This is a genomic window from Luteibacter sp. OK325 (genome assembly GCF_003050935.1).
In the GTDB taxonomy this organism is placed as follows: domain Bacteria; phylum Pseudomonadota; class Gammaproteobacteria; order Xanthomonadales; family Rhodanobacteraceae; genus Luteibacter.
In genome coordinates, this window is the sequence record NZ_QAOX01000003.1 from 122494 (window position 1) to 137849 (window position 15356).

At 64.8% G+C, this 15356-nt stretch carries 7 protein-coding genes; 1 reads left to right on the forward strand and 6 read right to left on the reverse strand.

Annotated elements, in window-relative coordinates:
* Positions 1-9: 9 nt before the first annotated feature.
* Genes C8J98_RS08350 through C8J98_RS08365 form a run of 4 tightly spaced genes read right to left on the reverse strand, consistent with a single transcriptional unit; the run spans position 10 to position 9148 of the window.
* Positions 10-2442, reverse strand: coding sequence for a GH92 family glycosyl hydrolase (locus C8J98_RS08350; protein WP_107912739.1), 2433 nt, complete (start codon positions 2440-2442; stop codon positions 10-12).
* Between the two features lie 24 nt (positions 2443-2466).
* Positions 2467-3846: a glycoside hydrolase family 125 protein gene (locus tag C8J98_RS08355; protein WP_233260181.1), complete on the reverse strand. Its 1380-nt coding sequence runs from the start codon at positions 3844-3846 to the stop codon at positions 2467-2469.
* A gap of 53 nt (positions 3847-3899) precedes the next feature.
* A complete protein-coding gene (locus C8J98_RS08360; RefSeq protein ID WP_107912740.1) occupies positions 3900-6527 on the reverse strand; it encodes a glycoside hydrolase family 2 protein in 2628 nt (875 codons plus the stop codon).
* Positions 6527-9148 carry a TonB-dependent receptor gene (locus C8J98_RS08365; RefSeq protein ID WP_107913050.1) on the reverse strand — a complete coding sequence of 874 codons (2622 nt, stop codon included), beginning with the start codon at positions 9146-9148 and terminating at the stop codon, positions 6527-6529. Before C8J98_RS08365 ends, C8J98_RS08360 begins: the two co-directional genes overlap by 1 nt.
* Before the next feature lie 595 nt (positions 9149-9743).
* Here C8J98_RS08365 and C8J98_RS08370 point away from each other — a divergent pair.
* Positions 9744-11510 carry a DUF3300 domain-containing protein gene (locus C8J98_RS08370; RefSeq protein WP_158272649.1) on the forward strand — a complete coding sequence of 589 codons (1767 nt, stop codon included), beginning with the start codon at positions 9744-9746 and terminating at the stop codon, positions 11508-11510.
* Positions 11511-11673: 163 nt separating this feature from the next.
* On the opposite strand, the gene zwf is transcribed toward C8J98_RS08370, so the two are convergent.
* Positions 11674-13530, reverse strand: a complete 1857-nt coding sequence (gene zwf / locus C8J98_RS08375; protein ID WP_107912742.1) for a glucose-6-phosphate dehydrogenase — start codon at positions 13528-13530, stop codon at positions 11674-11676.
* Positions 13527-15353, reverse strand: coding sequence for a glycoside hydrolase family 15 protein (locus C8J98_RS08380; protein ID WP_107912743.1), 1827 nt, complete (start codon positions 15351-15353; stop codon positions 13527-13529). Before C8J98_RS08380 ends, zwf begins: the two co-directional genes overlap by 4 nt.
* Between the last annotated feature and the right edge of the window lie 3 nt (positions 15354-15356).

A 15356-nucleotide genomic window follows, 5' to 3' on the forward strand; every position in this document is an offset into this window, starting at 1 on the left:
GAAGGTCGGTCAGCCCGCTGCCGCACCGAAGGACGGCGGTCGGTCGGCTTTCGCCTTGCCGAACGACTCGTTAGGCGTCTCGCCCATGACGAAGGTCAAGCTACCGCCGGCGGCCAGGTCCTTATGGGCGATCCAGCTTTTCGTCCAGGGCTGGCCGTTCCAGCTGACCGACTGGATATACGGACGGCCCGGGCCGTTGTCCTTTGCCTCGATCACCAGCGTTCGTCCACCACCGACCTGCACCTCGGCACGGTCGAGCAGCGGGCTACCGAAAACGTAGTGGGTGCTGACCGGGTCGACGGCGTACAGGCCCATCGCGCTGATCACGTACCAGGCGCTCATCTGGCCGCAGTCCTCATTGCCGGGAAGGCCATCGGGCTCGGGCAGGTACATCGATTCCAGCAGCATGCGCACGCGTGCCTGGGTTTTGTAATGCGACCCGGAGTACGCATAGAGGTAAGGCATGTGATGGCCCGGCTCGTTACCGAAGGCGTACTGGCCGACCATGCCGGCGATGTCCGGCGGCGCGTTGTCCGGTAGCGCAGGATCCGCGTTGAAGAGGCCGTCGAGCTTGGCCTCGAAGGCAGTCTCGCCGCCGAACAGCGCCATATAGTTGTAGACGTCGTGCTGGTTGAGGAAGGTGGCCTGCCAGGCGTTCGATTCGGTGAAGTCACGCCAACGCTTCGAATGACCGATCGCGATCGGGTCGAAGGGCAGCAACCAACTGCCGTCGTCCGCGCGAGGGCGGACGAACTGCGTGTCCTTGTCGAACACGTTGCGGTAGTTCTGCGACTGCGTACGCAGGAGCGTCGCGTCCTCCGCATGGCCAAGCGCATCGGCCATGTGCGACACGGCCCAGGCGTCATACGAGTATTCGAGGGTCTTGCTGGCCGCCTCGCCTTCCTTGTCGCTGGGGATATAGCCCTTCGCGCGGAAAGCAGGAAGCCCGAAGTAGTCGTCCTGCAGGGCACGACGACGAAGCACCGGCCAGGCCTTGGCATAGTCGATGCCAGTGAAACCCTTGGCCTGCGCCTCGGCGATCACCGGTGCGCAGTGGTAGCCGATCATGCACACCGTTTCGATGCCCTGGAGTGGCCACACCGGCGCGCCGCTCGGGCTCTCCACCGCGAGCCGTACGAGGCCATCGACGAGGTCGGGCACACGCTCGGACTGGTACAGCGTGAACAGCGGATGTTCGGCGCGGTACGTGTCCCACAGCGAATACGTGCTGTAGTTGTGCCGGCCTTCGGGCAGCGTATGGACGGCTTTGTCCATGCCGCGATAGCGACCATCGAAGTCACTGAACACCGTCGGCGCGAGCATGGTGTGGTACAGCGAGCTATAGAACGTGCGCTTGATCTTGTCCGACGAGGACTGGATGCGAATGCGGGAAAGCTCATGTTCCCACTCGGCTTCCGCCGAGGCGCGGACCCCGTCGAAGTCCCAGCCCGGGATTTCGCTGTCGAGGTTGCGCATCGCGCCATCGATGTCGACACCCGAGATGCCAACCTTGACAAGCAGGGGCTCGCTCGACGCCTTGTCGAAATGCAGCGCCGCCTTCAGCTGGTCGCCCTTGACCGTGGTGGTGCCCTTCGGCAGCGCTTTGTCGTCGCTATACAGCGTGGCGTTCACGATCGGCCGCGACAGCTTCATGGCGAAGTAGATCACGCGCCCGGTCGCCCACTGGTAAACACGGCGGCCACCGACGACGGTGTCGTTGCCGACGATGGTGAGTTCCACGTCGCTGAGCCGGGTCGGCGTCTCTATGTTGTCCTGGTAGCCATGCGCGAGGTCGACGATCAGGTGGGCATCACCGTCCTTCGCGAAGGTGTAGCGATGGATGCCCGCACGCAGCGTAGCGGTCAGCTCGGCAAGGATGTCGTGCTCGGTGAGCTTCACCCGGTAATAGCCCGGATGCGCCTGTTCGCCCGTGTAGTGCGAGCGGTAGCCCTTGGCATGCGTGCGGAAGCCCATAGCCGGCTTCTGCCCGCCCTTATGCTTCGCATCGAAGCGCGACACGTAGTTCACGCCGTCGTAGTCGCGATCGCCCGGCTGCAGGTGCACCGTGCCCATCGCCGGCATGACCAGGAAGTCGAGCATGTCGGCCGCACCGGTGCCGGACAGATGGGTGTGCGAGAAACCCATGATCGAACCGTCGCCCTGGTGGTAGCCGGACGAACCGTCCCACTCGGCGTTGTTCGTGTCGGGACTCAGCTGGACCATGCCGAACGGCCGCGTCGCACCCGGGTAGGTGTGACCGTGGCCGTCCGTTCCGACGAAGACGTCGACGTAACGCAAGACACTATCCGCAGCGGTGCCGCCGCTGGCGGATGGCGCGTTCAGGCCTTTGTGTACGCCACCGGCCAGTGCGGTGAGGGAACCGAGCTGACCGACGGCCGACACAGCGGCCATCCCTTGCAGAAAACGTCGACGGGTAACCATGAATCGCTCCAGCTCAATGCCGCGTCAGACGCGGCGCAGGGAATCGGGATGCTTATCGGCGAGGTGGACGACCAGCTCGCCGAACAACGTATTGGCCCACGCGAACCACACGCGGGTGAACTGTTTCGGATCGTCCTGATCGAACGCCTCGTGCATGAAGCCGGTACCGGCATGCGTGGTCTTCAGCCAGTGCAGGCATTGTCGCTGCTCGGCGACGTCGTCCGTGGTGAACGCCTTCATCATGATCGACATCGGCCAGATCATGCGCAGGCCTTCGTGCGGACCGCCGACGCCTTCGCCGGCGCTGCCCTTGAAGAAGTACGGGTTGTGCGTGCTCCACACGCGGTCACGCGTACGCTGGTAGCGCGCATCGTGCGGCGCGCTCTCCAGGTAAGGCATGGCGAGCAGGCTCGGCACATTGGCGTCGTCCATGAACAGCTGGTTGCCGTAACCGTCCACTTCGTAGGCCCAGTAGTCGCCGGCCGGATCCTTGATCACGCCGTACTGCTCGACCGCCGCGGCGATCTCGTCGGCCAGTGCATGGCACTCGTCGGCGAATCCCTGGTCGCCGTAGAAGCTGCCGTGCATCTGGGCGAGACGACGCAGCGTCACCACGGCGAACAGGTTGCCCGGGATGTTGAATGCATAAACGGTGGCATCGTCCGACGGACGGAACATCTGGTGGATCATGCCCACCGGGCGGGTCGGCTGGCCGTAGCCTTTCAGGAACTGGCTCTCGGTCGGATTGGGCGACTGCCGCTGGAAGTGATAAGGGCCCGGACCGTCCTTGCGCTGCTGCTCGCGGAAGGTCGTGACGATACGACGCGTCGAGGCGCGCCATGCGTCGTCGAAGGGCTCGCGGTCGCCCGTGGTCTGCCAGTAACCGTGCGCAAGGCGCACCGGGTAGCAGAGTGAATCGATTTCCCATTTGCGCTCGGCCACACCCGGATGCATGTCGGTCTGGTCGGCCTGCGCCCAGTCCAGCTTGCTCTTGCCCTTGGGATCGGGAAGGAAGGCATTGGCGTAGGGATCGATGGCGATGCAACGGGCCTGGCGGCGGATCAGTCCACGAAACAGCTTGCGCAACGCTTCGTCCTTCGGCGCCAGCGGCAGGTAAGGCCAGACCTGGGCCGAGGAATCACGCAGCCACATCGCGTCGATGTCGCCGGTGACGACGAAGGTGTCCTCGTAACCGTCGAGGCGGCCGACCTCCACCGTCGTGTCGAGCGTATTGGGGAAGCAGTTCTCGAACAGCCAGGCCAGCTCGGGATCGGTGATCTTCTTCTTGGTCGAAGCGATCAGCGCTTCCACGGCATCGCTGGTGAACTTGCGTTGCCCTGCCGCAGGCCGCTTGCTGGGGAAGCGCGAGGTGGCGAACGCGCTCGCGCTGATGCCACCCATCATGGCGACGCTGGGTACCAGCGACATCCACTTGATGAGGTTACGACGACGGGGATTCACGGCTGACTCTCCTTCAGGGCATCGACCAGCGAGCGTACGGACACAGCATGACGAAGCGTATCGAGGTTGACGTTGCCGTCGATCACGATATCGACACTCTCACCGGGCAGCAGGTCGAAGGCGTTGTTGGACAAGCGGACGTCGAGGTCGCCCGTGTCGATCCACACCCCACGCGCCAGTCGTTTCGCCGTGACCGTCAGCATGAGGCCGTTTCCGCTGTCGCGCAGGTTTGTGGTGAGTTCCGGCGTCGGCAAGGCGAGCGTGCGCGCCGCGCCGAAGTACAGCAGGTGGTGGGCCAGGGTTTTGCCCTGCTCGATCAGGTCGAAGGCAACCACGGTATGCCGGGGGTCGGCGCCCTTGAGCAGCCCGGCGTCGTCCACGTGCTCGACGCTCGTGCTGGAGAGCGCGCTGGCGTGCACGGGCCGGCTCTCGTCGCGAAGCAGCTTGCCGCCCATGTCGTAGACGCGCGTGCGCAGGCTGGCATCGAAATCGGCTGTGCGGTCGGACACGGCGAACACCTCGGTCCTGCCGTCGCGGCGCAGCGGCACCACGTCCACCGGCGCGTAGAAGCGCTTCGCGTGGAACTGCAGGGCCTTCCAGCGATTGAAATAATCCACGCTGGCCCAGGAAGCGCCCGGCCAGACATCGTTGAGCTGCCAATACAGCGAGCCCATGCTGCGCGGACGCGCGCTGCGCAGGTGCTCGGCCGCCAGTTCGATGCCTTCGGCCTGCATCACCTGGCTGAGGTAAACGAACGAGGGGAAATCCTTCGGCTCGCCATACTCCTGGCGGATGTACAGCAGCAGGCGCTGGTTGCCGTCACCGTTAGCGAACTTCTGGTGGGCGCGCATCACCTTCGACTCCGGCTGCATGTCGCCGGCCTCGGCGAAAGCCTTGATCGTCGCCATGACCGGGAAGGACTGCAGGCCGTACTCGGACTGGAAGCGCGGCGTGATATCGAGGTAGTGCGAAATCGGCTCGGAGCCGGACCACACCTTCCAGTAGTGGAAGTCGCCGTCGTTCTCGACGTTGGCTTCACCGTCGAAATCGGTGCTCGGTGAACTGGCCCAGTAAGGTGTCTGCGGCGAAAGATCACCAACGACCTTGCGCAGCGTCCTGCCGAACAGTTCGCGCATGCCCTCGTCGAGGCGGCGCACTTCGTCGGCATTGATGAACTTGCGGAAGTCCTCGCGATCCGGCCAGGACTCCCAACCGGTCTGCACTTCGTTGTTACCGGCCCAAAGCACGATGGACGGGTGATCCCGCAGGCGCGTGACCTGTTCCACCGCTTCGATGCGCGAGGTTTCGCGGAACGCCGCGTCGTAAGGCGTGATCGCGCCACCGAACATGAAGTCCTGCCAGATCATCAGGCCCATGCGGTCGGCCGCGGCGTAGAACGCATCGTCCTGGTACGTGCCACCGCCCCACATGCGCAGCATGTTCATGTTGGCGTCGCGTGCCGAACGCAGGATGGCCTCCATGCGCGCTGTCGTGACCCGCGCGGGGAAGCTGTCGAACGGAATCAGGTTGGCGCCCTTGGCGAAAATGGGCACACCGTTGACGACGAAGGCGAAACCCCTGCCCCACTGGTCCTTCTCCCGACGAAGCTCCACGCTGCGCAGGCCCGTCTCGCGATCGGCCTCGGCGACCTTCGCACCGGCTGCGCTCACGCTGGTGTGGAAGCGATACAGATTCGGATCGCCGTAGCCGACCGGCCACCAGCGTTGCGGATGATCGATATCGATCGGCAGCGCGACGTGATTCTCGCCGGTGGACAACGTGACGTCGCGTTCCTGCGCGCCGTGCGTGCCGTTCGGCGCGGTCCACTCGACGGCGACCTTGACCGGGCCGGCCTTGTCGGCGTGCAGCTCGAGCTGCGCATCGACATGCGCATTGGCTTCGTCGACCTTCACCTGGGCGATGTGGAAATCCGCCAGACGCAGGTCGTCCCAGCTTTCCAGGCGCACGGGCCGCCAGATGCCGGCGGCGAGATAACGCGGACCCCAGTCCCAGCCGTAGTGGTAATTGGCTTTGCGGACGTAGTTGGAGGTCTGCTTGCCCTTCGGCTCGTCGCCGAAGGAAGAATCGAATTCACCCGGCAGCGCATACGGCTGTTTCAGCAGCCAGGGCTGCAGGCGGGCGATGGGTGACTGGAAATGCACCCGCAGCGTGTTGCCGCCGGCGTGAAGCGTGTTTTTTACCGGCAGGCGCCAGCGACGGAACATATTGTCCGCGGCGAGCAGCTTCTTGCCGTTGAGGCTGACCTCGGCAAAGGTGTCGAGGCCATCGAAAACCAGATCGACGTGGCCACGCTTGAGCGCGGCCGCGTCGACGTCGAAGGAAAGCTGGTAGTCCCAGTCGGCGAGACCGATCCACTGGAGACCGGCCTCGTTGTCACGCCAGAACGGATCGCCGATCCGTCCCAGGGCCAGCAGGTCCGTCTGGACAGCACCCGGCACGATGGCCGGTTGCCAGTCCGTCGGGGCCTTCTGCGCGATCGCTGGCGCCGCTCCGGGAGCGAGGCGGAACTGCCAGCCGGCGGAGAGGCCCCTCTCCACCGGCGTGGCCGCCGTGGCGGCGCTGGCGACAAGCCAGGCCACCACCGCCAGCGACGCGCCGCGCATCACAGCTTGAAGCCCAGCGTCAGCGTGTACGTGCGGCCGTTCTTGTAAGCGTTGAGCGGCTCCGCCGGCGTGTTGTTGTACACGTAGTACGTTTCGTCGAGCAGGTTGGTGCCATCTAGCGAAACGCGCATATGGTCGTTCACCTGGTAGCCGATGGAAGCGTCGAGCTCACGGAAGATACCGGTGATCTGCGCCGACTCCAACTGTGCGATCTGGGTGAAGTACGCCGAGCGCCAGCTGTAGGTCACGCGCGCGTCCCACGGACCCTTCTCGTAGTAAGGGCTGAGGTTGAACGCGTTCTTCGAGTTGTACGGCAGCGGGAAATCGTTGCTCGTGCTCGCATCGGAGTACGTGTAGTTGGCCAGCATGCCGAAACCGTACTTGAAGGACTGCTGATAGGTCAGCGACACACCCTTGACCTTGGCCACGCCGGCGTTGACCGGAACTTCCATGTCGTACACGTCGTCGCGCAGGTTGGTCAGGTTGTAATGGGTCTGCTTGACGTTGGTGTTGAGGATGTAACCGGAGATGCGGCGGAAGAAGAACTCGGCGGACAGCACGCTGTTCTCCGAGAAGTACCACTCTGCCGAGGCATCGTAATTGGTCGACTTGTACGGCTTGAGGTCGGTATTGCCACCCGAACCAGTCAGCGTGCGGTCGTCCAGCGCGATGTATGGGGTCATCTCCTGGTAACGCGGGCGAGCCATGGTCTGCGCCGCGCCGAAACGCAATGTCACGTCTTCGATCGGGTCATAGGCGATGTTGAACGACGGCAGCCAGTCGTGGTACGTGCTGCGCTTGTTCACCGGCGCGTACTGGTCCGGACCGATGCTGTTGTAACCGTTCACCGTGTCACGCGTGCGGTAGTAGCGCACACCGAGGTTGCCGCGATAGGAATCGCCGGAGAAATCGCCCTGGATGTAGAACGCGCGGTTCTGCTCGGCGATGCTGTACGTGGCCTTCGGATCGAGCGGCGTGCTGGTGACGAGGCTGTTGACGTAGTCCTGCAGGCCACCGCGGCTGATCGTCGTCCAGTTGGCCATGCTGCCCGTGCCATCGAGACCACCGAGGTAGCCACCCGGCGTGCCGCCACCGTCAAGGTCGGACAACGAGACACCGCTGCCATCGGGCGACGGGATGCGAGCCGCGTAGGCGTCCTGGCCATTGAGGTGGTTGGTCGCCTTGATGCCGACCTCGATCTGGTTCAGCGGACCCCACGTCACGTCGTGGCGGAAGTCGGTCTGGAAGTAGCGCTCGCGGTCGTAGCTCGGTGCATAGCTGTAGCCGGCACCGTGGGCGAGCATCGCCGACGGGTTGTCCGCGCTGTTGAAATTGATCTGCGGGTGCTGGCCGTCGAGGTTCCAGTTGTAGCCACCGAAGCCCTGGAACTGGGCGTTCCAGATACCTTCGGAACCGCCGGTGGAACCGGTGTAACCGACCTGGCTGGTTGCCGACCAGCCGTCGCCGTACCAGTCGGCGCGAAGCTGCGCGGTGCCGGTATTGACCTTGGACTCGCGCTCGTAACCGTCGAGGTAGGTCGCCGCACCCGGGCCGTAGGAGCCGCTGGTGCCGACGCCGTTCTGGAAGTTGAGTGCCGTCGCGTCCTGCGCGCTGCCCGACCAGTCGCCGTAATGGCTCTGGTTGAAGTTGTCGAACTTCTCGGTGACATACAGGCCGGTGAAGTTCAGCTCGAACGCATCGTTCGGCTTCCACTGCAGGTCGGTCGACACGCCGTCACGCTTACGCTGCTGCTGGAACCAGGCCGTGTTGATCGCGGTCGGGTAGACACCCTTGGTGCCCGGTGCGACGACGTTCGGATTGAACTGGTGGTTCGGGTCCGTATCGGTCGGATCGTTCGCGCGCTGGTAGCCGAACACCTCGGTGCCCTGGCGATCGATGATGCGGTCCGAATGCATGACCGAGCCGAGCACGCCGAACGTCGAGTCGTTGTTCTTCCAGCTGTACAGCACCGAAGCGTTCGGCTTGCCCGTGTCGGCACGGTCGTTGTAGCCGTAGCTCACGTTGCCGGTGAGCGTGTTCGCCTTGAGGTCGAGCGGCTTACGCGTGTTGACGATGACGGTACCGCCGATGCTGCCCTCGTCGAGGTTCGCCTGCGGGGTCTTGTAGACCTGGGCGTTACCGATGATTTCCGAGGTGAGCAGGCTGTAGTCGAACGAGCGGCTGTCCGGGTTGTTCGGATCCGAGGTCCAGTTGGTCGAGGCCAGGGTCTGGCCGTTCAGCAGCAGGCGATTCAACGCCGGATCGGTACCGAGGATGCTGACCTTGTCGCCTTCGCCGAAGTTGCGGTCGACGCTGATGCCCGGCAGGTGCGACAGCGATTCGGCCACGTTGCGGTCCGGGAACTTGCCCACGTCTTCGGCCGAGATGGCTTCGATGATGGAGTCCGAGTTGCGCTTGAGGTCCAGCGACTTCTGCAGGCTGGCGCGAATGCCGGTGACGGTCACGCCCTCCAGGTTCGCCGCGTTCTGCGCGTTGGCATCGGTGGCCGGCTTCGTCGCCGGCTCCGCCTTCTTGGTGGTCGTGGCGGGCGGCGGGTTCGTCGCGCCGGCGTCCTGCGCCGTGGCGGAGCCTGTGGCGAACAGCCCGGCCATGATGGCCATGGAAAGGGCGCTGATCCGGTAATTCACTGCTATCTCCTGGGGATGAGAATGTTTTTTCGGGACGAACGACACCACGCAAGCTTTCGCCTGCGGTCGTCGTCCGTTCCATTGAATAAGTCACTTGCCCTGCGCGCCGGGGGAGCCGACGGGTTGCTGTTGCAACCTTGTTACGAGGCGGATTTTTAGGGTCCAGTGACAACGTTGTCAACCGATTTTTTAACTCGATCTAAAGTCAGACAAATTAATACAACCATTTGTTTATATTGACATTATTGAAATGATCAAAATACTGCACTGCGGAAAATCTCATAGTCCATTTGGATCGATCCATGCGCCAGCGAGACATTTGACGGTTGCGTGTAAGTAGCTGTTTTACTTAATTTGTCAGGTCGAATGACCGGAAGGCTTCGCAGAGGCCCGCTTGGGATGCCTCCTTTGCTGCGTTGCAGCGAAAAAACAGCTGTTATCCCTTCCCAACGCGCCGATGAACGACATCAGCAAGTCCTTGCGGAATATCGTTTCAGACAGCCATCAGTCACCTCTTTTCGTCGAAGCTGAACGTACGAAGGCCCACGATCGAGCAAAGGAACTCATGGTGATCAAGCGATTCGCACTGGACATCCCGATGATGTCCATCCTGTCCGTATCACTCATCGGCGCCCTCGCGGGCTGCCAGCGCCAGGCGCCGGACGACGCGCCAGCGCCGGTTGCGGCGACGACAGCTGCCGCTCCCGCCTCCGCCACGACACAGGCGCCTGCCGCGTACCAGCCGCCGACGGCCGAACAACTCTTCGCACTCGTCGCCCCTATCGCCCTGTTCCCCGACCGTCTCGTCGCGCAGACGCTGGCCGCTTCCACGCATCCGGACGACGTCGGAGCCGCTCGCGATTTCCTGCAGCAGAACCGAAACCTCACCGGCAGCGGGCTTATCGATGCCGCCGACGGCCAACCCTGGGATCCGAGCGTGAAGTCGCTGGTGGCCTTTCCCGCCGTGCTCGATCAACTGGCCAACAACACCGAATGGACGGCCGCGCTGGGCGCGGCGTACGCGAGCGAACCCACCGACGTCATGAACGCCATCCAGGTCATGCGTGGGCGGGCTCGCGCGCACGGCAACCTGCAGAACTCCGCGCAGCAGGTGGTCCAGGTCGATGCCCGTGGCCCTTCCGACGACGAGACGGTGGCCGAAGACGGCGGCATCGTCGCGGCACCCGCACAGACCATCCTGATCGAGCCCGCGGAGTCGGACGTGGTCTACGTGCCCGATTACGATCCCGACGCGGTGTATGGCGAGCCCATCGTCACCCGCGTCTATTCGCAAGGCTGGTACGAAGCACCGCCACGCCGGGACGATCTCGTGGTCACTGGTCTGGTGTCGTTCGGCGTGGGCGTGCTCGTCGGGCAGCTGTTCTCCTCGCACGAGCACCGCGAACCGCCGCGCTGGGGCTGGAACTCGTGGAACACCTCATGGGGCGGTGGCCGCCCCGGTGGCCCACACTACGGCCGCCCCGCGATCGTCTACGACAACCACCCTTATCCGGTGAACCGTACGACGGTGATCAACCGCACGGTGAACATCGATCGCTCGACCCACATCGACAATCGGCACGATTTCAACAATAACCATGTCGACAACCGTCGCCAGGCCGCGCCGATTGCCGCGGCACCCCGCCCGGCGGCGCCCGACTACGCCCACATGCAGCGTCCGAACTTCACCGCGGGGATGACCCGCCCCACCGCGCCCAACGCACGCCCTGCCCTGCCACCGCCGCAGGCGCTGCGTCCGGAAGCGCAACGTGGCGAGGGACAGCGTGGCGACGGACGCGCGCCCGACTTCGCCCAGCGCCCCGGGCAAACCGGGGGGCAGCAACTGCGTCCCGGCCAGGCGCAGCCCGGCCAGCCTGCAGCACGCAATGAACCGACGCGCTTCGATCCACGGCAGCAAGTCGCGGGCCAGGTGCCGCACGTGGATCCGCGCGAGCAGCAGCGCGCCGCGCAACCCGGACATCAGGATGCGCGCCAGCAGCAGGTCGCGCAGCCGCAGCGCGTCGACCAACGTGAGCAGGAAGCGGAGCACTCACGTGCCCAGGCACAACAACGTGCCGCCGAGGCGCAGCGACCACAGGCTGTGCCCCAACCGCAGAGGCCGCAACAGTTCGAACGTCCGCCCACTCAGGAGCGCCCGGCGCCGCAGCGTGTGGAGCCACAGCATGCAGAGCCGCAACGCGAACAACAGCGGGCCGCGCCTCCGCGCCCGGAACCGCAGCACGAGAATCGCGCGCCTGCGCCAAAGCAGGCGGCCCCGCAGCCGAAGCAGGCGGCCCCGCAGCGTCGCGACAGGAAGGACGATCACGGCGGGTAATTCGCCATAACGAGCCTGCTCTCTGTGGGAGCCGCTTTAGCGGCGATAGCCAGGTTGCCTCAACCCCATCGCCGGCATAGCCGGCTCCCACACACATCCGGATCTCGCATAAAAAAGGGCCCGGCAAAAGCCGGGCCCTTCTTCTTAAGCGAACGCTACACCGTTACTTTTTCCGCGCGCGCTTCGCGACAACCGCCTTCTTCACGGCGACGGCTGCTTTCTTCACCGGCGCAGCCTTCCGCGCCGCCGCGGATTTCTTCACCGGCGCCTTCTTCACCGCAGCCTTCTTCGCGGGAGCCTTCTTCACGGCGACCTTGCGAGCCGGCGTGGCCTTCTTCGTCGCAGCCTTCTTCGGGGCGGCGACGCGCGCGGTCTTCTTGACCGCTGCACGTTTGGCCGTCTTGCGAGCTCCCGGCTTCTTCTCGGCCGATGCCGACGCGTCCACCTTGGGTTTGGCCGTGCGCCGCGCATTGAGTTCCGCAGCGGAATTGAGCGGACGCCACGAGCGGCCGCCGAGCGCCAAAAGCGTATCGGCCGAGGCCGGACCCGCGCTGCCGGAGGCGTAGTTCGGGAAATCCGCGGGCGTGCGCTGTGCCCAGTCGTCGAGGATCGGCTGCACGGCGCGCCAGCAGGCCTCGACCATGTCGGCGCGCTGGAACAGCGTGGCGTCACCGGTCATGCAATCGTAGAGCAGCGTTTCGTAGCCTACGTTCGGCTCGGCGCGAAACCAGTCGGCGTACTTGAAGTCCATGCGGACCGGTGCGAGCTCCACGCGCGGGCCGGGACGCTTCACGTCGAACTGCAGCGAGATGCCTTCGTCAGGCTGGATCTGCAGGACCAGCCAGTCGGGACCGAACGCGTCCATGCCGGTGCCGCGGAACGGCGCGAACGGTGCGGACTTGAAGCGGATGGCGATCTCCGTCGTCCGGCGCCCCATGTGCTTGCCGGTGCGCAGGTAGAACGGCACGCCCGACCAGCGCCAGGTGTCGATCGAAAGCTTGAGCGCGACGAAGGTCTCGGTGACCGAGTCCGGCGCCACGTTCGGCTCGTCGCGATACGAGGTTGCCAGCTGGTTGTTCACCGCGCCCGGGCCGTACTGGCCACGCACCGCGTCTTCGGGCTGGATGGGGCGGATCGCCTCGATCGTCTCGGCCTTGCGCGTGCGCACGGCTTCGGCGTCGAACGAGGTCGGTGGCTCCATGGCCACCATCGCCAGCAGCTGGAACAGGTGGTTCGGCACCATGTCGCGCAGCGCGCCGGTCTGCTCGTAGAACGAACCGCGACGTTCGACGCCGACGGTCTCGGCCACGGTGATCTGTACGTGGTCGATGCGGTCGCGGTTCCAGATCGGCTCGAACAGGCCGTTGGCGAAACGGAAGGCCATGATGTTCTGCACCGTTTCCTTGCCCAGGAAATGGTCGATGCGGTAGATCTGGTCTTCGCGCAGCACCTTGAGGATCCGTTCGTTCAGCGCATGCGCCGAGGCGAGGTCGTGGCCGAACGGTTTCTCGATGATTACGCGGCGCCAGAACTTGCCGTCCGCACCGCCATCGTCGACCAGGCCCGCCGTCTTCAGCTGCTCGATCACGTCGCCAAAGAAACGCTCCGGCGTGGCCAGGTAAAAGAGCACGTTGCCCTGGGTGCCGCGACGGCGCTCGGCGTCCTTGAGCTTGGTCGCCAGGCTCTGGAACGCGCTGAGATCGTCGAAGTCACCCGCGTGGTAACTCATCTGGCTGCTCAGCCAGCCCCATGCTTCCTCGTCGAGCCTGGCGCCGGCATTGCCGACATAGCGTTCGAGGGCCGTATGGAGGCTCTTCTTCCAGGCGTTGTCGGCCATCTTGCCGTGATTGAAGCCGATCACGGAGAAGTTGTCGGACAACAGGCCAGTGCGACGCATGTTGTACAGGGCGGGAACGACGAGGCGGCTGGTGAGGTCACCGGCAGCGCCGAAAATCACGACGGTACACGGGTCGGCCGGGTGAGCGCGCGAGGTAACGCGCTTCGATTGGGCTTGGCTCATGCACGGACTCCTTGGGGATCGGTGGTATTGGGGGAAGCGTGGATGTCGGCAGTCGCGCTGAAACCGTGCGCGAGACTGAAAGCGGCATTAACCAACGCTACGTGGGAAAAGGCTTGTGGGAAATTGCCCAGTAGTCGTTTCGACCGAGGATCGTACTCCTCCGCGAGCAATCCGAGGTCGTTCGCGAGCCCCACGAGACGCGTGAAAAGCGTCCTCGCCTCGTCCATCCGCCCCAGCAGCACATAGTTCTCCACCAGCCAGAAGCTGCATGGCAGGAACTCGCCTTCGCCCGGCGGCAGGCCGTCCACGCCGCTGCGCGTGTCGTAGCGGCGGACGAAGCCTTCGACAAGCAGATCCTCCTCGATAGCCCGGACGGTGGCGACGATGCGCGGATCGTCCGGCGGGAGGAAGTCAGTGAGCGTGACCAGGAGCAGGCTCGCGTCCAGTTCCGTCGAACCGTAAGACTGGGTGAAGCAGCCGCGCACCGGATCCACGCCCTTGGCAAGAATGTCCGCCTTGATCTCTTCGGCAACGCCGCGCCAACGCCTGACGAAACCCGGGTCGCGGCCGTCACGGTTCTGCTCGGCAGCGCGCTGGAAGGCCAGCCAGGCCATGACCTTGGAATGGACGAAATGCCGCGGCTCGCCGCGAATTTCCCAGATACCTTCGTCGCGCTGGCGCCAGATGCTTTCCAGGTGCTCGAGGAACACCGTCTGCACGTCGTCGGCGTCGGGCTGCAAGGCCACGCCATGGCGCACGGCGTGCGCGAAAGCACCGACGAGTTCGCCGAAGATATCGAGCTGGAACTGGGCAGAGGCGGCGTTGCCGACGCGAACGGGCTTCGCACCCTCGTAGCCGGCGAGCCAGGGCAGCTCGTACTCCTCGAGCCGTCGTTCGCCGGCCAGTCCATAAAGCACCTGCAACTGGCCGGGCGAACCGGCAACCGCGCGGCGCACCCATTCCCGCCAGGCGCTGGCTTCGTCGTGGTAGCCGGCATTGACCAGGGCCGAGAGCACGAAGGTCGCATCGCGCGCCCAGCAGAAGCGGTAATCCCAGTTCCGTTCGCCGCCGAGCTGTTCGGGCAACGAGGTCGTGGGCGCGGCGACGATGCCGCCGGTGGGCAGATAGCTCAGGCCCTTGAGGACGATGAGCGAGCGACGCACGATATCGCTCCATTCGCCGGAGTCGTTGCAGCGATCGGACCAGTCTTCCCAGAAGGCCAGGGAGTCCTTCAGCTCCTGGTGCGCATCGAGGGCCGCGGGCGGCGGAAGGTGCGATGCCCCCCAGGCCATGACGAAGGGCACCGAGTCGCCTGCGCCCACGGCGAAGCGGGCCACACTGTGCATGCCCTCGCCCTCGACCGCGATCGGGCTGCGAACGACCAGCAGGTCGGGCCCCGCGACGGCGGTGATCGTCTCGTCGTCGACGCGGGTGACCCACGGCACGGCGCTGCCGTAGTCGAAGCGGATGGTGAGGACGCTTTCGAAGTCCACGCGCCCTTCGATGCCTTCGACGATCCGGGTCACGCCTACCTGCTCGCCGGCGAAGGGCATGAAGTCGATGACGCGGGCGCGGCCGGTGGCGGTTCGCCATTCCGTCTCCAGCACGAGGCTCCCGTCGATGTAGCGACGCTCGCAAGCGGCGTCGGGATCGGCAGGCGCGATGCGCCATCGTCCGTTGCTTTCGTCGCCGACCAGCGCGGCGAAACAGGCGGCGGCGTCAAAACGCGGCACGCACAGCCAATCAATGGAACCGTTGCGTGCCACAAGGGCGGCGCTTCGGCAGTTGCCGAGCATCGCGTAGTCTTCGATCCGGGATGCCATGAA

Coding starts and splice junctions, on each gene's coding strand:
- C8J98_RS08365 (WP_107913050.1), bottom strand. CDS start 9,148: ATGGCCATCATGGCCGGGCTGTTCGCCACAGGCTCCGCCACGGCGCAG.
- zwf (WP_107912742.1), bottom strand. CDS start 13,530: ATGAGCCAAGCCCAATCGAAGCGCGTTACCTCGCGCGCTCACCCGGCC.
- C8J98_RS08380 (WP_107912743.1), bottom strand. CDS start 15,353: ATGGCATCCCGGATCGAAGACTACGCGATGCTCGGCAACTGCCGAAGC.
- C8J98_RS08360 (WP_107912740.1), bottom strand. CDS start 6,527: ATGCGCGGCGCGTCGCTGGCGGTGGTGGCCTGGCTTGTCGCCAGCGCC.
- C8J98_RS08355 (WP_233260181.1), bottom strand. CDS start 3,846: ATGATGGGTGGCATCAGCGCGAGCGCGTTCGCCACCTCGCGCTTCCCC.
- C8J98_RS08350 (WP_107912739.1), bottom strand. CDS start 2,442: ATGGTTACCCGTCGACGTTTTCTGCAAGGGATGGCCGCTGTGTCGGCC.